The sequence below is a fragment of the Roseofilum sp. Guam genome (genome assembly GCF_017746735.1).
Taxonomy (GTDB): domain Bacteria; phylum Cyanobacteriota; class Cyanobacteriia; order Cyanobacteriales; family Desertifilaceae; genus Roseofilum; species Roseofilum reptotaenium.
Genome location: NZ_JAGHZN010000001.1, coordinates 25,199 through 44,762, shown reverse-complemented (window position 1 = coordinate 44,762; position 19,564 = coordinate 25,199). Strand labels below are relative to the sequence as shown.

General features: G+C 44.3%; 14 protein-coding genes. 6 read left to right on the top strand and 8 right to left on the bottom strand.

Features of this window, described 5'->3' with window-relative positions; genetic code table 11:
- Positions 1-41: 41 nt before the first annotated feature.
- Entirely contained in the window at positions 42-2,474 is a 2,433-nt protein-coding gene (locus tag J7529_RS00135; protein WP_318727314.1) for a CHAT domain-containing protein, read from the bottom strand.
- A 287-nt stretch (positions 2,475-2,761) separates the two neighbouring features.
- Between J7529_RS00135 and J7529_RS00130 the strand changes: the two genes are divergently transcribed.
- Positions 2,762-3,703, top strand: a complete 942-nt coding sequence (locus tag J7529_RS00130; RefSeq protein WP_318727313.1) for a WD40 repeat domain-containing protein — start codon at positions 2,762-2,764, stop codon at positions 3,701-3,703.
- Between the two features lie 218 nt (positions 3,704-3,921).
- Positions 3,922-4,635 (top strand): ankyrin repeat domain-containing protein, encoded by a 714-nt coding sequence (locus tag J7529_RS00125; RefSeq protein ID WP_318727312.1) that lies wholly within the window; start codon positions 3,922-3,924, stop codon positions 4,633-4,635.
- A 116-nt stretch (positions 4,636-4,751) separates the two neighbouring features.
- On the opposite strand, the gene J7529_RS00120 is transcribed toward J7529_RS00125, so the two are convergent.
- The 3 genes from J7529_RS00120 to J7529_RS00110 all read right to left on the bottom strand — a co-directional run bounded on the left by J7529_RS00120 (position 4,752) and on the right by J7529_RS00110 (position 10,121).
- Entirely contained in the window at positions 4,752-6,746 is a 1,995-nt protein-coding gene (locus J7529_RS00120; RefSeq protein ID WP_318727311.1) for an amylo-alpha-1,6-glucosidase, read from the bottom strand.
- A gap of 78 nt (positions 6,747-6,824) precedes the next feature.
- Positions 6,825-7,829: a pentapeptide repeat-containing protein gene (locus J7529_RS00115; protein WP_318727310.1), complete on the bottom strand. Its 1,005-nt coding sequence runs from the start codon at positions 7,827-7,829 to the stop codon at positions 6,825-6,827.
- A 336-nt stretch (positions 7,830-8,165) separates the two neighbouring features.
- The gene (locus tag J7529_RS00110) at positions 8,166-10,121 is read right to left on the bottom strand and encodes an alpha-amylase family glycosyl hydrolase (RefSeq protein ID WP_318727309.1); all 1,956 of its coding nucleotides are present in this window, start codon (positions 10,119-10,121) and stop codon (positions 8,166-8,168) included.
- 250 nt (positions 10,122-10,371) lie between these two features.
- Here J7529_RS00110 and J7529_RS00105 point away from each other — a divergent pair, with 250 nt between their 5' ends.
- The 3 genes from J7529_RS00105 (at position 10,372) to J7529_RS00095 (ending at position 13,293) form a co-directional block, all read left to right on the top strand.
- A complete protein-coding gene (locus tag J7529_RS00105) occupies positions 10,372-11,094 on the top strand; it encodes a heme oxygenase (biliverdin-producing) (protein ID WP_271937553.1) in 723 nt (240 codons plus the stop codon).
- 134 nt (positions 11,095-11,228) lie between these two features.
- Entirely contained in the window at positions 11,229-11,483 is a 255-nt protein-coding gene (locus J7529_RS00100; protein ID WP_271937555.1) for a DUF4212 domain-containing protein, read from the top strand.
- 118 nt (positions 11,484-11,601) lie between these two features.
- A complete protein-coding gene (locus J7529_RS00095; protein ID WP_318727308.1) occupies positions 11,602-13,293 on the top strand; it encodes a sodium:solute symporter family protein in 1,692 nt (563 codons plus the stop codon).
- A 30-nt stretch (positions 13,294-13,323) separates the two neighbouring features.
- Here the strand turns inward: J7529_RS00095 and J7529_RS00090 are convergent, their stop codons facing one another.
- Positions 13,324-13,659, bottom strand: a complete 336-nt coding sequence (locus J7529_RS00090; protein WP_271937557.1) for a XisI protein — start codon at positions 13,657-13,659, stop codon at positions 13,324-13,326.
- The gene (locus J7529_RS00085; RefSeq protein ID WP_271937559.1) at positions 13,647-14,063 is read right to left on the bottom strand and encodes a XisH family protein; all 417 of its coding nucleotides are present in this window, start codon (positions 14,061-14,063) and stop codon (positions 13,647-13,649) included. Before J7529_RS00085 ends, J7529_RS00090 begins: the two co-directional genes overlap by 13 nt.
- Before the next feature lie 372 nt (positions 14,064-14,435).
- Here J7529_RS00085 and J7529_RS00080 point away from each other — a divergent pair, with 372 nt between their 5' ends.
- Positions 14,436-15,920: a UDP-N-acetylmuramoyl-L-alanyl-D-glutamate--2,6-diaminopimelate ligase gene (locus tag J7529_RS00080; protein ID WP_318727307.1), complete on the top strand. Its 1,485-nt coding sequence runs from the start codon at positions 14,436-14,438 to the stop codon at positions 15,918-15,920.
- Between the two features lie 295 nt (positions 15,921-16,215).
- On the opposite strand, the gene J7529_RS00075 is transcribed toward J7529_RS00080, so the two are convergent.
- Both J7529_RS00075 and J7529_RS00070 read right to left on the bottom strand, forming a co-directional pair.
- Positions 16,216-16,938: a hypothetical protein gene (locus tag J7529_RS00075; RefSeq protein ID WP_271937563.1), complete on the bottom strand. Its 723-nt coding sequence runs from the start codon at positions 16,936-16,938 to the stop codon at positions 16,216-16,218.
- 387 nt (positions 16,939-17,325) lie between these two features.
- The gene (locus J7529_RS00070) at positions 17,326-19,389 is read right to left on the bottom strand and encodes a thioredoxin domain-containing protein (protein ID WP_318727306.1); all 2,064 of its coding nucleotides are present in this window, start codon (positions 19,387-19,389) and stop codon (positions 17,326-17,328) included.
- Between the last annotated feature and the right edge of the window lie 175 nt (positions 19,390-19,564).

The following is a 19,564-nucleotide window of genomic DNA, read 5'->3' as shown; positions in this document are numbered from 1 at the left end:
TGTGGGTGGGTGACTCCAATTGTAGTATAAGATGATCGCCCTTAATCGAGACCATTGCCAATTAAAATAAATGGGGCCCAATAGTAGGGATGTTGAAAAGAGGTGGGATCGAGGTTATCTGTTTGGGGAAGTTGAGCGTTAATGAAGCTCAATTGGGCTTGGCGAATGGCTTGGGCTAGGGTGATATCGGGATCGGTATCGAGATATTCATAGAATTGATCCATTAAAACTTGGGTTCCTCGATCGTCAACGTGCCATAGGGTGGCGATCGCCGCTTTTGCACCTGCTTTTTGCATCTGATAGCCTAAACCGAGGATTTCTTCGCCATTCCCCAGAATTTCACTAATCCCTGTCTGACAAGCACTGAGGACAATTAAGTCCACGTCGGAAAGGTTCCAATGCTCAATATCTCGTAGGGTAATGCGATCGCCATTTCCTAATAAAATAAATGATTCTTCTGGCTCTCCTTGAACGAATGCTGCATGGGTGGCTAGATGCACGATCTGATGTTGCGGGAGTTCTGGCACGGTGGCATCCCGATTAAAGTCTTGATTCCACAGGGTAGTATGATCGGGGAAGCGCTGGATCAAATTTTGTACTTCCTTCTGGGCAAAGGGTAATCCAGAAAAGTCAAATTGGCGATCGCCGACTTGGACGTGATAATTGCCTTGGGTAAACGCTCCGGCTAAAATTTTTCGTTCTCGATGGGTTTGGGGGGCAAAGTTTTGTAAGCTGGTGGCTGTAATATAATTAATCTCAAACTGTTGAATTAACCAATTCTGACCATCATATAAAGCACTGAAGGGCAAGTGGCGCAATTGACCATCTGGTGCGTACACTAAGGCCTCAATTCCAGCTTGATTTAAATCCTCTTTAATGGGTTGCACTAACCATTCATAAAGCTGTTGACCGAGTAATTGTACCCGGGGTAAGGGGTATTTGCGCGTAATCGTTGTTCTAAATTCAGTAATTTTTTGTTCAAGTTCCGACTGACTCACGGGTACCGTACGTCTGATTGGTGGGCGATCGGCAAAAACCACGATTATTTCTAGCCGATCTTCCCACATGAATGGATAGACAAACGCTGTCTGATGTTCAAACTGTTGGAGTAGACTCTTCAATCCTTGAATATGAGAATTCCACTCTGGATTTGCCGAGTTGTAATCAGCCATTCTCTGCCTAATTGGGTTGATACGAGATGATTCTAGAAACGGCTTGAAATTCTGATGTAGACTCTGATACAATAAGTTAATTTGGTTTAATTTTTCAGTTTCCTCCACCGTGCGATCGCCTTCTGGAATCGCCCTTAATTCTTCTAAGTCTTCAATCCAATCTACACCCTGAGTCTCGGCTTCAAGGAAATCGTTGAAAATATCCTCTTCCACGGGATGTAAACTTAAGGTTGGCAATTGATGATCCCCTTTAACACTGTGTAAATATTCATCCAGTTCTTGCAATTTCAGCAAGTCCAGAACTTGATGGGCTTCTTCTGGGCGGTTATTTTGAAAGAGTAGATTCGCTAAATGGCGATAGCGCTGAGAAACCGTTGCCAGAAATGCCTTTTGTTGTTCTAGGGAAAAATCAGTAATTTGGCTATGAATCAACTGAAGCTCATTCATCGACTGCTTGTAAAATAGAATAGCTAACTCTGCTTGTTGCTGGGACTCGAATAGACGACCAATATTATGGAGTGTAGCGGCATAATTTTCTGTTTTTTCTAATTTTTTCCAGATCAAAAGTGCTTGATAAAAATGGGAAAGGGCAGGTTCAAACTGATTTTGTTCAAGATCGACAAACCCTAATCCATTGAGGCTATTCGCTACTCCGACTTTATCTCCTAGTTCGCGAAAAATAGATATGGCTCTATGATAAGCTTGACTGGCTTTAGCATCCTGATGAAGGGTGGTATGAAGATGTCCAAGATGATTATATAAATGTCCCTGTTCTTCTTTTCGATCTAAACGTTGATTTAAGGCTAAAGCTTGTTGGGCAGTAGCTAAAGCACGATTCGGTAAGTTTTGCTTTTCATACAGTAAGCTTAAACCAGTTAAGGCTTGAATTTCTGTGGCGCTATCTCCTCGCGATCGAGAAATCGATCGAGCCTGATTCAGCAACTCTAGGGCAGTGTCATAATCTTCTAAATTGATTTCAACACTGGCTAAATTAATCAAAGTCTTCGCTAATTTTCTTCGATCGCCAATTCGTTGTCGTAATTTCACTACCCTCTGATAAAACTGCTGTGCAGAAAAAAAACGTCCCTGTGCATAGTCTCTTTTACCCCAGTTTTCTAGGGTATCGGCTTCACTGACTGGATCGGTTTGAACTTCCACAGAGCCAGACTCTGAAGTTTGTGCGATCGCCGGTAATTCAAGTGTCAACACACTGCTGATCGCGATCGCCGGTAATTCAAGTGCCAACACACTGCTGATCGCGATCGCCGAAATCGTCCGAACCAAGCTTATACTCATCATCATCAATCCGAGAACTCATCATTTACCAGCTTGGCAAATGTCCCTTAAATTTGGGGAATTCAGAGGTTAAGCAGTGAACTCGTTAAGTTAGGTTAGCCGGACTTGAACAAATACTTCGGCTAAAATGACTTGTAATTTAGTCAGGACAAGGAAATTAGGTCGAAGGATAAAAAATGTCTGAAACCCTTTCCCTGACTGGCTCAGAGTCGATCAAAGCCTTGTTCTATAATAGCTTTGGGGCACGTCTGAGTCTCCCTATCACAAGTGTTTTATATTTTTCTGAGAAATAAATGAGCAAAAATAATCTTTGCGTTACAACACTAGGTGACCGAGCATTAAAACTTGGAGACATAGTTGAAACTCTTTCACTAACCCCAGACGGCAAACTTTTAGTTTGTAGCTATCATGATGCAAGGATTAAAGTTTTTGATTGGAGAATAGGACAAGAAGTTTGTCTTTTTAGAGGACATATAGAAAGTATTCGTTCTTTGGCTATCACTCCAGATAGTCAGAGAATTATCGTTCTTGGATATCATCCAACAATGAATAAAAGAACAATGAGATTCTGGAATCTTCAAACCGGACAACAAGTAGAATCTTTATGCATTGCCTACTCAGGCTATGTTCGGTCTTTTCTTCTCACTCCAAATGGCCGAAACTTGATTATCGATAGTAATGATTCTAAAATCACTTACTGGAGTGTTGAGACAGGTCAGCTAATGGGCACTCTTGAGGATTCAGATTCATTCACAATACGTATATTAAAAGTTTTTGATATGTCAGGTATTTCACTTTTGATTGCCAGCGATGCCGGTCGTACTCTAACAATATGGAATTTAAACAAAGGGCAATTATTACATATACTAGAAGGACATAAAGAGGAAGGTTTATGTGCTGATATCAGTCCTGACGGAGAATTTTTAGTTAGTGGTGGTAAGGATGCAATGATTAAAGTATGGGATGTGGAGTCAGGAGAGGAGATATACACTTTCAAAGGGCATTCAGATTATATTACCAGCATTGCTTTTAGCCCTAACGAGAAAGCCTTTGCTAGTGCTAGTTGGGATAAAACCATAAAAATATGGAATTTGGATACAGAGGAGAAAATATATGAACTGCATGGTCACACAGACTATGTAACTTCTATTGCTTTTAGTCTGGATGGACAATATTTGATGAGTGGCAGTTGGGATGGAACAATAAAGGTATGGGATGTAGATTTAGCGATCTGAAAACCTGAATCTAATTAGCCGTAGGACACACCAATGGTCAGCAATTACAAATTATGCTAAATACAGAAATGGATTAATATTAGCCCATTGTTCTATTTGTTACCTTGCATAGACCAGCTCAGGCTGAAGATAAAAAAATTAAGCAGAAAACTAATGATGACAATGTTTATGTTGCAGTTGCACACATTTGGAATAAGACCTTGAAACAAAATAGATAAATGAATAAGAAAAGTGATCAAAATGAATACTCTCTGTATGAAATTCTCGATCTAGCTAGAGATGGAAGTAGCCAAGAAATACAGAGGATTGTCTCTTTCAACAATAGTCTTATTCATATACAAGATGAAAATGGCACAACACTCCTTATGGAGGCATCAATGCATGGAAACTTTAATTTAGTGAAGTTTTTAGTCGAAGTAGGAGCTGATGCTAATCAAATTGATGTAATGGGTATTTGTCCATTATTTTATGCAGCTCAGGCAAAATGTTGGGATATTTTTGAATATTTATTTGACTTGACTAATCAAGACTTAAAAGAGGTTTCTGTGTCTATATCTGCAATAGATGGGGAATTAAAAGTTCTTGAAGCCTTGATCGATAAACAAGTTAGCGTAGATGCTTATCGGGAGAAAGGAGTATGGAGCAAGAATGGTTTTACAGCTTTAATTTCAACAGTTCAAGAAGGTCTTGTTGAAGTAGTAAAAATTCTCCTACATGCCGGTGCAGACCCTAATTTAGCTGAAGAGGATACAGGTGGAACTCCTTTAATGTATGCGGCCAAACATGGATACTTAGAAATCCTTCATCTATTGTTAGAAGCTGGTGCAGATCCAACTCTTAGAGATTATTCTAATGAAACGGCTCTAATGAAAGCCGAGAAATTTAATAAGAATTCTATTATTGAAGTTCTTCTCGATGCAAGATCACAATAATAGAAAGTCAGCGCTGTATCTGCCTCAAAACTATACAGAACAAGACTTTTATCTCGATTGAGTCTCGCACTTACTGTCTATCAATACCGACGATTCCCCAGTGCGAAGCGCTATCGCTATACTTTCTGGTGTTGGGCAATCAGTTGCCACGCGCGGAGGGTTTCGGCTACACTCCAAGCTTGGGCGATACAGCCTCTGGGGGTAAAGGGAGGATCGCCATCAAAGATTTCACTGATACTTCCCATGCCGTGAGTGTATAAATGGTGCGCCATGGGAGTGAGGAAACTCAGCGCTCGATCCGGTTGGTTGTAGACTTTGAAGTGGGCGATCGCAAATGGCCCTAATAACCAGCCCCATACTGTACCTTGATGATAGGCTCCATCTCGATGGGCCAAATTGCCTCCATAATGACCGATATATTGGGGATCGTCTGGACTGAGCGATCGCAACCCATACGACGTTAGCAGAGATCGCCCACAGGCCTCCACCACTCCCCGTTGCTGTTCTGGAGTTAGGGGACTTTGGGGTAAGGAAACCGCAAAAATCTGATTCGGTCGCAATTTCGGATCGTTCCCTATAGTTGTATCAAGTACATCATAGCAGCATCCTGCCTCAGCATTCCAAAAGCGAGCAAATCCCTTTTTTGCTTGTTGTGCGAGCGTTTCGTACTCCCGATCTTCCTTCCCTAATTTACGAGTAAACGCGACCATGGTACGCAGTGCATTATACCATAAAGCATTCACTTCCACCGGTTTTCCTTGCCGGGGAGTAACCACCCAATCTCCATATTTAGCATCCATCCAAGTCAGTTGGGTCATTGCTTCTCCCGCATACAGGAGACCATCATCGGGGTCGCGGTGGATTTGATACCGAGTTCCGCGACAATGCCAGTCAATAATGTCCGCTAAAACGGGGAAGAGTTCAGCTAAAAAGGGGCGATCGCGGGTTGCTTGATAATATTGGCGAACGGCTTCAAAATACCATAACGTCGCATCGACGGTATTGTAAGCGGGGTCTTCTCCTCCATCGGGAAAGACATTGGGCAACATTCCCCGATCCACATATTGGGCAAAGGTTGCCAATAATCTCTTTGCCACTTCCGTGCGTCCTGTGGCAAGGGTTAAACCAGGTAGACTAATCATGGTATCCCGTCCCCAGTCTGTAAACCAGGGATAGCCAGCGATCACCGTTTTCCCATGGGAGTTAGGGGACAGGGGACGACATACAATAAATTGATCCGCAGCGAGAATTAACTGTCGAATCCAGTCCGGAGCCTTTTCTGTGTTCAGATAGGGTGTGGCTTGCCAGCGTTCGAGGTGTTGCTGTTCATAGCGGTGTTGCTGCTGTAGCGCCTCTTTGCCGTCTAGATTCGCCTGAGGCTCGGTACTGGCAACTAGGGTGAGGGAATCTCCGGGACTAAGGGATGCGGTGAGGGTGCAGGCATGAAAATGGTTATCTTGATGGCCATCTCCCCGATAGCGTTCCATGGGGAGATCGTAGCCTTGTATCCAGGTTCCTGAAAGGGTGAATTCACCTCCAGAGCTGAATAAGTACCAGGGGATAGACTCTCCTGGCGTTTCTAGTTTTATGCCAGATTCAATCCGTTGGGTATGGATGGTAAAGTCTAAGTCCTCTTGTAGAAGATTGTAGGGCCGAGTGTTAGCGATCGCATCAATCTCTAAATCCACAGGGGTACTACACCGCACCAGATCGTAGCGAATGTAGGTGGTATTTTCCCGCTGCCGCATCCAGATCCGTTTTTCCAGCAGCATATCCCCGCAGGCAAATGTCCATACGGGGGTTGTCCCTTCTAAACGGAAGCTTTCGAGATGGCGATCTCCATTTCCGTCCACTTTACCGCCCACCCATTGGTTAGTGAACAGGGGATAGGACTTTTGGCCATAAGTAACGGTTTCATCGAGTTTGGTTAACAGCAGAGTTCGCTGTAGTGGGGGTTTCAGTGCCGCCACTAATAACCCATGATAACGGCGCGTCAGGCCAGAGGCGATCGTCCCCGATGCGTAGCCCCCAATGCTGTTGGTAACTAACCATTCACGAGAGAGGGCAATTGCTGAATCACCACAGATTTCCCGTCCTACCTCAATCGCCATATGATTTTTCTTCTCCGCGATCGCGACCTGAATCTTTCCAGGACTCTAGATTACACCATTTTCCATGGCATGATACTCCTAGGCATGGATTTTGCCATCTGGCATCATCGCGCCTTCTAAATTTGCTCCTTGCAAATCAGCTCCCACCAAAGCCGCATCCCGCAGACTAGCACCTCGTAGATCGGCATCACGCAAACAAGCCCCATCTAAATTAGCGCCCCATAGATACGCCCCGCGCAAATCGGCTTCACTCAGATCCGTGCCTCGCAGATCTGCTAAATTCAGATTCGCTTCCGTTAAATCGGCTTTACGCATATCCGCTTCACACAAATTGGTTTTCATCAGATTGGACTGAATAAACTTACCGCCTTTGAGGATCGTTCCCTGCATATCAGCTTGTTTCAAATTTGCTTGATCGAAGTCAGTAAAACGCATTTGGGCATTACTGAGGTCAGTTCCCACCAAATTAGCGCCTGCCATTTTTGCGCCATTTAACTTCACTGAATCCAATTCCAAGCCACTAAAATTCATCCCTTGCAGTTTCAATCCATTCAAGAATGCACCGCTCAGTTTCACCCCATTTAAACCCGCTCCTTGAAGATTGGCTCCACTTAAGCGCGCTCCGGATAAATTCGTCCAATTCAGATTAGCACCCTCTAGATTCGCTCTTCGCAAATTAATCCCATTCAGGTTTGAACCACATAGATTCACTCCTGGCATTTTTGCTCGAAACAACGTCACCCAAGTCAAGATCGCCCCAGTCAATTTGGCTCCCGTTAAATCCGCTTTCCCCAAATGAGCGCCCCGCAAATCTGCTTTTGTTAAGTCTGCTTCGATTAACACGGCTCCTTGCAGTTTCACATAGCTCAAATTGGTACCATACAAGAACGCCCCATTGAGATTCGCCTCTTTCAGAAAACACCGTTCTAAATAGGCTCTCGCCAGAGACGCTTCTTTTAAGTTTGCACCTGACAAGTTAGATTTAGGTAACTCCACACCGGTTAAGTTAGCATAGGTCAAATCCGAGCCACGAAAATCCCGTTCACCGTGAATATATCGTTGTAATAGTTCATTCGCATCCATGATATTACTCTCCTCAATTCCTGACCGTTTTGTCAGTCAACGTATTTTCTTTGACACCTTTACCTGCAAAATTTCTATTGCTTACCCTCCCTAACCGATCAAACGGGTATCCGGTAAAGCCCCTAGCTGCTCAGGTTGACCTCTTTTGGAGTTCAGAAACGATTGAGTCCAGAAATACAGTCTCGATTTTAACGTTTACTTATGCTGAAGACTGGTCTTTCTGCACTTTAATGAAGGGCTTTACGTTAGACCTTATTATGGTATTACACCCATCCTCTACTATTCCATTAACTGTAACAAACCTTTAGAAAGGGAAAGAAATAGTTCTATTCACCCTTAAGATTCTCGGCCAGATGTCCAATGGTCTCTCCATTTTACAGTTCCTTCACTAGCAACCACCCAGCGCCGAGAAACTATATTTTCTCTCAGGGGAGATTGACCTTCACGCCACAGTGCATATTTATAATTAATTAATTTTCCTGCACTTTCATTGAAGGGAATTTCAGCAAACCAGGTATTAGAATTAATGTACTCTAAAGGATAGGCTTTAGCTATATCCCAATTCCCCAATTCTGGACAATCTCCAGTGACAATAATACGTTCTCCAGGCTGGGTATTAACACCATTGAGTTGGACGCGAACAATGGTTTTTCCGGTGACTCTTTCCGCCACATGACTAAGAATAATCACTTGATTTTTTTCTAGGGTCAAATCGGACAGTATACTCGACTCAACCCTATATTTTTCCAGGGACATGATATCCGTATGCTCACCATCGGGTAATTCCGTATCGATGGATTCTACAGTTACGCTTTCCCCTCGATTCATCGCCACAAACAGAATCGAATCTCGATACCGTCGCACATAGCAATAGACATCAGGAGTAATGTATTTTTCCCATTGTCCTCCCATGGAAACGGCTGGATTTAAGCGACGCACACCAGATAATAAACGAATGGTCCAATAGAGTTTAGTATTGGTATCCCAGCGCTTCATGAGGGGACGATTATAGGGGTCATTATTTCCAAAGGGATTGTCTAAATCAACCTGGGTATTATTATAGAGATATTGTTCTGTTCCGTAGTAAATACAAGGAATACCCCGGCTGGTCATTAATAGGGCGATCGCTAAATGTAACACTTCCGGATCGTCATTCAAACTCTGGAAGCGGTACATATCATGATTGTCGATAAAGGTAATTAACTCGGTTGCCCCAGAATAGCGATAATCTTGATCGAAAACATCCTTGATCCGGTAAAACCCATCCTCTAAACCTAACCCTAATGCTTCCCGAATTGCCGTGCATAGACCAAAGTCTAAAATCGTCATCCCGGAATTATTGGCAAACTCTACAGAACGATCGTCAAGAGGATGGGAATAAATCCATTCTCCAAACACAAAAATATCAGGTTTATGGGTTTGAATTTCGGCATTGAATTCTTGCCAAAACCAAATAGGCATATGCTTAACGGTATCGACGCGCAGGGCATCCACCCCCCGATCAATCCATTGTTTAATCGCTGCTTTAATATAACTGCGGTATGCTGTATTATTTTCATTAAATGTAGCTAATCCCGCTAACTCACAATTTTGGATTTGCCACTCATCTTCCCAGTCTTGAACTTCACCATAGTGATGATACCAATGATCCGGGTCATTGTTGAAATCGGCAATTTTCACCCCGTCATCATAGAGAATCCCCTTTTTGCCGCTAATATCGGGATTGCTATGGTTACAAACAACATCCAAAATTAACTTCATGTTGCGCTTGTGAATTTCTTCAATGAGTTGGTCGAATAGGGTATTTTTCTCTTCTTGAGTTTGGTTCAAAGAGGGATTATCTTCTGGGCGAATGAAGCGGGGATTGATGCGCTTAAAGTCTTGAATCCAATAGCCATGTATAGCGGCACTTTCAACAAATAAGTTCTCAATTTGTTCAAATAAAGGAGTCAGCCAAATCGCTGTTACTCCCAGGTTTTTCAAATAGTCGAGTTTGTTGATTATTCCTTGTAAATCTCCACCCCAATATTTGCCCCAATCTTCATGGGTGGGATCGTAGAGTTCGGGATTTGGCCCTTCATTATTGCGCGGATCGCCATCACAGAAGCGATCGACAACAATAAAGTAAAGGGTTTCTTGGCGAAATTCAATATCGCGAGTATAGAGAAATTCTAGGTCTAAGTCTTCCTGTGAGTTAGGAGACTGTGCTGATGGGTTTAATGGGTCTTCCGACTGAGGATCTGAGGGGGTATACTGGCTCTGGGAAACCTCTGATAAGTAGGGATCAGTCATCACAGCAGCACTTCCTCGTTAACACTGGGCTACTCTAGAATAGCAGAAGCATAGACCTCTACAGGCGCTGAGAGGCGATCGCCCATTCGGCCTAAGTGACTTAAGTTTAAGAAACTTAATGTAAACGTTCATCAAATCGTTCTAAGGTAGCTATATAGAGGCTGAGAAATCAACCCTAACCCTTTGTGGAGACTTGCCCAAAGGATTTTTTAGATCGTCTTTCATTTTCAAAATCGGGAACTGTTTTAGGATGAGTACCAATTTAGCGACTAAGCTCCGCGAGGGCACGAAAAAAGCCCATACCATGGCGGAAAATGTGGGTTTTATCAAATGTTTCTTAAAAGGAACGGTAGAAAAGGAGTCTTACCGCAAACTGTCAGGTAACCTTTACTTCGTCTATTCTGCCATGGAAGAAGAGATGGCTCGTCACCAGAATCATCCAATTCTGGGGAAACTCTATTTTCCTGAACTCAACCGCAAAGAGTCTATTGAACAGGATTTAGCCTTCTATTATGGCAGTAACTGGCGCGAGGGAGTATCCTTGTCTCCAGCAGGTCAAGCCTATGTAGACCAAATTAGAAAAGTCTCCAATGAAGAACCGGAATTGTTGATTTCCCATCTGTACACTCGGTATATGGGGGATTTGTCTGGTGGGCAAATTCTGAAAAAGATTGCCCAAACCGCGATGAATTTACCAGAGGGACAAGGAACTCAGTTCTATGAGTTTGCTGATATTCCAGATGAGAAGGCATTTAAGAATAACTATCGGCAAACCATGGATAGTTTACCGATTGATGAAGCAACAGCCGATCGCATCGTCGAAGAAGCTAATGCTGCTTTTGGCATGAACATGAAAATGTTTAATGAACTTGAAGGTAGCTTAATTAAGGCGATCGGACAACTGTTGTTTAATAGCCTCACTAGACGGCGTACTCAAGGCAGTACAGAATTGGCAACTGCTACTGATAACTAAACCCCTCCACTCATAAGTAGTGATGATTGCTGTCACTCCGTTGCTCTTATAAGCCTCGACTGAAAGGGTTTGAATGGTAACGGGTTGACAGCATTGTTATATCAATTAAACATTTAAAATGGGTATTTTAGATCATGAATGAAGAGGAAAGGCAAGCCTATTGGCGAGAAAATACGACGCTAATCCGCAATCTATTAATGGTTTGGGGTCTGACTTCCCTGGGATTAAGTATCTTATTGGTGACTCCCCTGAATTCCATTACCCTGGGGACACTTCCCCTAGGATTTTGGTTGGCACAACAGGGAGTAATTTATGTATTTGTGGTTTTAATCTTTGTCTATGCGATACAGATGGACAAAATCGATCATAAGTATAAGAGAGACGAGTAATGTTGGAATGGGGGAATGGGAAGACACGGAGACGCGGTGAGTTGTTCCCCAGGGTAAGGGGAATTTTTTAAGATCAGAATCATTGAGAAATAGATATCAGAATCATTGAGGAATAGATATGGGTGTAGAGGTTTGGACATTTTTGTTTGTAACCCTATCGCTTTTGCTTTATCTCTATATTGGTTGGAGATCGCGAGTTAAGGATACGCAAGGGTTTTTTGTGGCGGATCGGGGGGTTCCGGCGATCGCCAATGGTGCGGCAACGGCAGCAGATTGGATGTCAGCCGCTTCGTTTATTTCGATGGCGGGGTTAATCTCGTTTTTGGGCTATGATGGCTCGATTTATTTGATGGGATGGACAGGGGGCTATGTATTATTAGCGTTGCTGTTGGCTCCCTATTTACGCAAGTTTGGGAAATATACGGTTCCTGATTTTGTGGGCGATCGCTATGATTCCAATATCGCCCGACTGGTTGCTGTAATTGCGGCGATTTTCGTTTCTCTCACCTATGTCGCCGGACAGATGCGCGGTGTGGGGATTGTCTTTAGCCGGTTTCTACAAGTGGATGTGAGTACCGGGGTAGTCATCGGCATGGCGATTGTTGCCTTTTTTGCTGTCCTCGGTGGGATGAAAGGGATTACTTGGACGCAAGTCGCCCAATATGGCGTTTTAATTATCGCTTATTTGATTCCGGCGATCGCCATTGCCTGGTATCTGACGGGTAACCCGGTTCCCCAACTGGCGTTTACGTTCAGCGATATTGTCGATAAGCTCAATCAAGTGCAAGTGGATCTGGGGTTTGCCGAATACACCCAACCCTTTGCTAATAAATCCATGTTGGACGTGCTGTTTATCACCATTGCTCTGATGGTGGGGACGGCTGGACTTCCCCATGTGATCGTCCGCTTCTATACCGTTCCCAACCCTCGTGCCGCTCGCTATTCCGCCGGTTGGGCGCTTCTGTTTATCGCTATTTTATATACTACGGCTCCCGCTTTAGCCGCCTTTGCACGCTATAACCTGATTGATAGCTTGCACAATAAAACGATTGAAGAGGTGCAACAGTTAGATTGGGCGACGAAATGGGAAAATACGGGCTTGCTGGCGTTTGAAGATAAAAATGGCGATGGTTTGATTGAGCTAACCCCCAATCCGGAAACCAACGAAATTACCATTGACCGCGATATCATTGTTCTTTCGACTCCAGAAGTGGCAAAATTAGCACCGTGGGTGATTGCTTTAGTGGCTGCGGGGGGGTTAGCAGCTGCCTTATCTACGGCTTCTGGCTTACTGTTGGTCATTTCTAGTTCCATTGCCCATGATGTGTATTATCGTCTGATCGATCCGGGGGCTTCTGAGTCACGCCGGGTGATGGTGGGGCGGATCATGGTCGGTTTTGCGATCGCCGTTGCCGGTTATTTTGGCGTTAATCCTCCCGGTTTTGTGGCTCAAGTCGTGGGGTTTGCTTTTGGGTTAGCCGCAGCTAGCTTCTTCCCCGCGATTATTTTAGGCATATTTGACAAGCGTAACAATAAAGAAGGGGCGATCGCCGGAATGGTCTCCGGTTTAGTCTTTACCAGCTTCTATATTATCGGGGCAAAATTCTATGGGATGCCCCTTTGGTTCTTTGATATCTCCGCCGAAGGCATTGGTACAGTCGGCATGATCCTTAACCTGATGATTGCCCTAACTGTTTCTCGATTAACCCCACCTCCCTCGGCAGAGATTCAAGAAATGGTCGAAAATCTCCGCACCCCGGATCATGGCCCTCCTGCTCTGGCGGACATTGGAGAAGATCAGTTAGATTAAGCTGATCATATCAAGTCCGTGCGCTATCCCTTAAACGGTTGCATAATCTGTATATTGCCGGATCTCGGGATCGTGAAACCCCAGCACAATTTGGTCTTTGTCCACCCCTCGATCGACTAATTCTTGAGCGACTCTCATTTCCGTCATATTGTGCTGAACCCAAATCTTGCGGTTGATAATATCGAGGTGCAGCACACAACCATAGACGCGGCGATAACCATCCCATCCTACATTTACCACTTGATAATGGTCTTGTTGGGTATCAAAAACGGTGTAGCAATCAATCTCCCCGTTAGCAATGGGAATTGCAGCATACTCGGTTAATAAGGACTGAATGATCTGGCGATACTGTTCTAGGATATCCATCGTACAATTACCTCTTTTTCTGGATCGTAAATCATTTGTTTTATTTGGTATCGTTCTAGGGAAATTTGTGTGAATTCTCGCTTAAAAAAGCCTTCATGGGTTCTTGCCGGTATAGCCAAATATAAAATCCTGCTTGGATCGTTGAGTTCCAGGGCTAGTTGATAATTCAAAAACTGTCCTAAGGCTGCATGATAATCCGTCAGGGGTGAATCGCTCAAGAATGTCTTAATTTCAACGGCAATTTTTTCTTCTCCTCGCTCTGCAGCTAACAATTGCTCCGCACCTAAATCAATTTCAAACTTGGTTCCACCAACTTCTAGTCGTAAGGGATCATCAGTGATCCTCCACTGCTCCTTTTCTAGGGCAATTCTAACCGCAGAATGATATTTATCTTTAGCTGCCATCAGGATTTTAGTTCTAGAATGAACAACTTTTTGAAGAACAATACTTTAGCTATCTTGATCGAAAAATTCATTATATCTTAACTTCTAATGGGTTCGTAAATTTGAAGTGCCCTCTCCCTAAATTCCTCTCCCACTCCGAGAGGGACTTCTCCCAGAATAGAGGATAGAGTTAATTATATTTTAGGGCGATCGCGGCAACCCATCGCCTAGCAAAACTAGAAACTGGGTTTCTCGCTGATCTGCTCGTTGATTTCCTTCCACGTTCGTGCCCATCAACCCCTGTCCTGCTTGCCATTCTCAGCCAGTTGACGCATAGTAAGTAACAATTCCTGTGCAATTGCCAACGTATGTTTCTGTGAGGAGGGCTGACGGATGAAATTAGGCGAGCTGCTGGCTAAAGTGAGTGGGTTAGGGGAAGTGCCTGCCCATCCTGCCTTAGACCTGGAGATTAGGAACTTAAGCACGAATTCTCATTCTTGTCAAGCTGGAGATCTGTTTATCGGAATGCCCGGAACCCGTGTGGATGGGGGAGAGTTTTGGCCGAGTGCTGTGGCTGCGGGGGCGATCGCGGCGATCGCTTCGGAATCTGCTCTAACTAAGCATCCTCTAGGAGACAGTTGTGTAATTTCCAGTACAAATATAGCGAAGGACTGTGCGGAAATTGCGGCTGCATTCTATAACTATCCCGCCCAAACCTTAAAGCTAGTTGGAGTTACAGGAACCAACGGGAAAACCACCACCACTCACTTAATTGAATCCTTTTTAACTCAAGGACAAAAGCTGACGGCTCTCCTGGGAACCCTCTACGCGAAATGGCCAGGATATCATCAAACCGCTATCAATACCACCCCCTTTGCGGTTACCCTGCAAGCACAGCTCTCCCAAGCCGTTGGAGCCGGATGTGAGTATGGGGTGATGGAAGTTAGTTCCCATTCCCTAGAGCAAAAACGAGTTTGGGGATGTCCGTTTGAAGTGTCTGTTTTTACGAATCTCACCCAAGATCACTTGGACTATCACCCCACGATGGAAGCTTATTTTGAAGCTAAGGCACTCCTGTTTAGTCCAGATTACTTGAAGGGAAAAGCGATCATTAATTTTGACGATCCCTATGGAAAACGGTTAATTGAGCGCCTACCCCAAGAACAGGTTTGGAGCTATAGCACTGAGAATCGTTCCGCTTCGTTGTGGACAAGCGATCTAGAATACCAACCTAAAGGCGTGAAAGGAATTTTACATACGCCCCAAGGTGAGATTACCTTTGAATCGCCCTTAGTCGGTCAATTTAATGTCTCCAATCTCTTAGCCGCCATTGGTGCTGGCTTGCATCTGGGCATTCCCTTAGAAACTATGGTATCGAGTTTACCTGATTTCTTGGGCGTGCCGGGACGGATGGAGCGCGTCAGCATCAATCCCGATCAAGAGATTACAGTGATTGTAGACTATGCTCATACCCCTGACAGCCTAGAGAATTTATTGAAAGCCTCCCGTCCGTTTATTCCAGGGCGGATGATTTGCGTGTTTGGCTGTGGGGGCGATCGCGATCGCACCAAACGCCCCATAATGGGTAAAATTGCCGCCGAATTATCCGATGTGCCGGTGGTGACTTCTGATAACCCGCGCACGGAAAACCCAGAGCAAATTCTGCAAGATATTGTCGCTGGTATTCCTGAATCTGCCCAACCAATGGTGATTGGCGATCGCGCCGAAGCCATCCGTCATGCTATCCTAGATGCAAAGCCTGGAGATGGCATTTTAATTGCGGGTAAAGGTCACGAAGATTATCAGATTTTAGGCACAGAAAAGATTCACTTCGATGATCGAGAACAGGCGAGATTAGCTTTAGGGGAGCGAGCGTAAATGAGTAATGAGTAAATCCTTTCTCTTTTGCGTGAAGTATAGCCCTCACCCCCAACCCCCTTGAACAGGGAACAGTTTTAAGCCCTCAGAGGGTGACAACCGGCTTGAATTTATAGATACCCTTGGCTTTGAGCGTTTAAGATGGCGAAAAAAAATCAGCGATTTTTTGGGCAAGCAACCCTCTAACTTGATGTTAGGGTTATGCGATCGCCACCTTTCAGTTGAAGTTTTCAGCAAAATACAACCTCAAAGGTTGTATAACAACCTTTGAGGTGCCTTGTCACCCCTTGAGTCCTCAGGGTTTGATCCCTGTCAAATAAATAGATTCTTGTTGGCGCGATTTCAAATCCGTTTCATATAGAAGACCTTCTTGAAAAGCAACTTCTTTTACGTCACTAAACCCAGCTTTTTCCATGAGGGCGGTCAATAGTTCAGCATCATACATAAACTGATGTCCCCAACTGTAGATTAAGCTATTTTTAGCTAACATCTGGTTTGTTAACCCTTGATTCGGGGGCAATGAGGCCAGATCGTATGCTCCCAAATACGGTACGCTAATACGCATACATCCACCGGACTTAAGATAATCTAGGCAATTGCATAGCGCGCCGATTGCTAAGGTTGGGGGCAGATGTTCTAAAACATGAGACACCACAATGCCATCAGCACAGTTTGATAAATTTCGGTCGTAATAAGGTAAATTAATCAGTAGGTCTAACTCCCACTCTTTTTTGCCCGCGATAACTTGAGCAACTGTTGACAGGAGGGGAAATAAGTCAGCATTAATATAGCTACTATCTGTTATAGTTCCACAGCCAATATTTAAGATCAGCTGTTCCCCTTTGAAATTAGCAATTGTGCTTTTGTTGTATCCCAAACCTTGCAGCAAAACTGTCATGTTTAAGGATATCCACCTCCCCAGACTTTGTCTAATTGCAGTTAAACCAGTCGGAGGTGTAACCCGGCGGGCAACTCTATTAAACTCTTTTAATAAAACTTTCTGCTTGTCAAGTTCCATATTAGACCTCTTGCAAATTAATTTTATGATACGATGAAAAGCTATTTATTTCAGAAGCCAACTTCTGCTTACAACTTGCAAAGCAAACCATAACGGCAACGACGATTGCGATTGTCAAGAGAATAGCTGGTGGAAAATTGAATAGCTATTATAGCTATAACACAAAAAAATTATGCGAGAGGTCTATTGCTCACAAGACTGCTACATAAAATAGGAGCAACAGTAAATTCATCGACTTGGTGGATGACCTGTTGAAGTGTGAGCATGGTTACCAGCAAAGGGTATTTCTCTGGGAGAGCGAGATGCCGTACAAGAGGCATCCCTTATCTCTAGCTCTGAGTTGTGGAATGCAATGGTCTATAAAGTTGAGATTACTCAGTCAGCTCCCTAAGCTCGGGTTTGACATTGCTGTAATTGACTGTGCAATTCCTCCACAGAGGTTGCCGGTTTTTTGCAAGACAGACCTTGGCAAACTAAGGCGATCGCTCCTTCAGGTAATTCGGGGACTTTCTGGATCAGAACAGTCGGTAAATATAACCCCCGTAGCTGCTCGAGTTGCCCCTCCACAATCCGTACTAGGGTACAATTGCGATACCAGTCTAACGCTGCAAATAGGCTAGGACAGGCTTGAGGCGATTTCGATAGAATTGTGCTGAACGCCAGTAAACCTTGTTCAGCGCGATCGAAATAATCCAAATTTTCAGTTAACAGGAACAAGCGCACTAAATTCGCCATTGCAATGCCATTGGCTGCGGGAGTGGCATTATCCAAATAGCTCCGTTCTTGGATAATTAAATCATCACTTTTGACACTATTATAGTAGCCGCCTAATTCCACACTCCAGAGCAATTCATCAAATTCAGCTTGAATTTGGATCGCTTTTTCCTGTAGATTGGGCAGTTCTAAACTGGGAGAACACCACAAACTCGCCTGCTGAATATCCAAGAGAGCCTTAATCAACAGCGCATAATCTTCAGCTTGGGCTAAAACGTCCGGTTCCCCCTCGTAGTTGAGACGATGATAGCGCCCCTTAACCCATTGATTTTCTAGAATAAAATTAGCGCCCTGAATGGCTAAATCCAGATAATCGGGACGTTGCCAAACTTTTGCGGCTGCGGCTAACCCGGATAACAGTAAACTATTCCAGGATAAGATCATTTTAGTATCGGTAACCGGTGGAATTCGTCCGGGCCAAGTTTGTTGTTTTGCTTCCTGGTTATTGCGAGCAGGGGGGAATGTGGGGAGGGAGTCGCGATCGCTGCCATAGCGCAAAGTGAAAAGTTGACTTAATCCAGTTTCTAAGCGATCGGAAAGTTGCCCTTTTTGGGTGCGCTGCAATACAAGCTTACCTTCAAAGTTCCCGGATTCGGTAATATCAAACTGTTGCTGAAGGTCTTGAAATTCTTCTGGGGTGAGTTGACTCTCTAATGTGCCATAATCCCAGATATAAAAATCTCCTTCTTCCGGTTCTAAAGCCGTGGATGAGGTGAAATTATCGGCATCTTGAGCTGCCCAAAAATAGCCTTTGGGATCGGTCATTTCGCGCTTTAACCAGGTGACAGTAGTAGCGATCGCCCTCTCTATCGCCTTATCCTGCACCCCTGCATCCCACAAATGGGCCAGATATTCCATAATTTGACCATTATCATAGAGCATCTTTTCAAAGTGGGGAACCGTCCAAGTCCCATCCACCGTGTAGCGATGGAACCCTCCAGCTACATGGTCAAAAATGCCCCCCAGCACCAGGTCATAGCCCCTCTGAGCGCAGCTTTCCAGGGCATTGTAGGGGGACTCTGGAGTAGTGAAACGGGTTGCTCTGAGGGCCGTTTCAGCGTAGGGAATCATGGGAAAATTGGGCCCCATATCCCGTGCAGTGAGGATACCGACGCTGGTTTCTAAGCCTTGGTGCAAGAGATCTTCGCCCAATTCTCCGGTTGCGGGGATAGTCGCTGCTTGATGCAAAGCTTCGGCGATCGCCTGTTTGCGACTGGCTAATTTTTCCCCCTCCTGATCGTAAAACATTCGCAAGGCTTGCAACACTCGTAAAAATCCGGGCCGACCATACCGAGGTTCCACGGGAAAATAAGTACCGCCATAGAAGGGAATGCGATCGTCTGGAGTAAGGACAATATTTAACGGCCATCCCCCTTGTCCCGTCATCATTTGCAACGCTTGCATATAAATACTATCCACATCGGGACGCTCTTCTCGATCCACTTTAATGGGCAGAAAATTAGCATTCATATATTCAGCAATTTCTGCATTACTAAAGGCTTCCCCTTCCATCACCGTACACCAATGACAGCTTGAATAGCCAATCGAGAGAAAAATCGGTTTATTGTCTTTTTTTGCCGTTTGGTGTGCTTCATCACACCACGGCCACCAGTCTATCGGATTTTCAGCATGTTTGCGGAGGTAGAGACTTCGGGATTGAGCCAAACGATTGGTCATTGATCTATGATGGATGAAGATAACAGTATCTTCTGCATTCTAATACTAATTCTCAGAAACTGTACAATTCACGATTGACTGACAATTCCCTTAGAACCAATTGCTTCTTGAAGGTAGCATCATCACGGCTGGGAATAACTCAAATTGAGACGCAATTTTCTCTTCTGGAGATTGA

Bases quoted from the DNA above. Each gene is read 5' to 3' on its own strand.
- J7529_RS00100 (WP_271937555.1), top strand. From the start codon at position 11,229: ATGAATGAAGAGGAAAGGCAAGCCTATTGGCGAGAAAATACGACGCTA.
- J7529_RS00070 (WP_318727306.1), bottom strand. From the start codon at position 19,389: ATGACCAATCGTTTGGCTCAATCCCGAAGTCTCTACCTCCGCAAACAT.
- J7529_RS00085 (WP_271937559.1), bottom strand. From the start codon at position 14,063: ATGGCAGCTAAAGATAAATATCATTCTGCGGTTAGAATTGCCCTAGAA.
- J7529_RS00115 (WP_318727310.1), bottom strand. From the start codon at position 7,829: ATGGATGCGAATGAACTATTACAACGATATATTCACGGTGAACGGGAT.
- J7529_RS00095 (WP_318727308.1), top strand. From the start codon at position 11,602: ATGGGTGTAGAGGTTTGGACATTTTTGTTTGTAACCCTATCGCTTTTG.
- J7529_RS00090 (WP_271937557.1), bottom strand. From the start codon at position 13,659: ATGGATATCCTAGAACAGTATCGCCAGATCATTCAGTCCTTATTAACC.
- J7529_RS00130 (WP_318727313.1), top strand. From the start codon at position 2,762: ATGAGCAAAAATAATCTTTGCGTTACAACACTAGGTGACCGAGCATTA.
- J7529_RS00075 (WP_271937563.1), bottom strand. From the start codon at position 16,938: ATGGAACTTGACAAGCAGAAAGTTTTATTAAAAGAGTTTAATAGAGTT.
- J7529_RS00105 (WP_271937553.1), top strand. From the start codon at position 10,372: ATGAGTACCAATTTAGCGACTAAGCTCCGCGAGGGCACGAAAAAAGCC.
- J7529_RS00135 (WP_318727314.1), bottom strand. From the start codon at position 2,474: ATGATGATGAGTATAAGCTTGGTTCGGACGATTTCGGCGATCGCGATC.
- J7529_RS00120 (WP_318727311.1), bottom strand. From the start codon at position 6,746: ATGGCGATTGAGGTAGGACGGGAAATCTGTGGTGATTCAGCAATTGCC.
- J7529_RS00125 (WP_318727312.1), top strand. From the start codon at position 3,922: ATGAATAAGAAAAGTGATCAAAATGAATACTCTCTGTATGAAATTCTC.
- J7529_RS00080 (WP_318727307.1), top strand. From the start codon at position 14,436: ATGAAATTAGGCGAGCTGCTGGCTAAAGTGAGTGGGTTAGGGGAAGTG.
- J7529_RS00110 (WP_318727309.1), bottom strand. From the start codon at position 10,121: ATGACTGATCCCTACTTATCAGAGGTTTCCCAGAGCCAGTATACCCCC.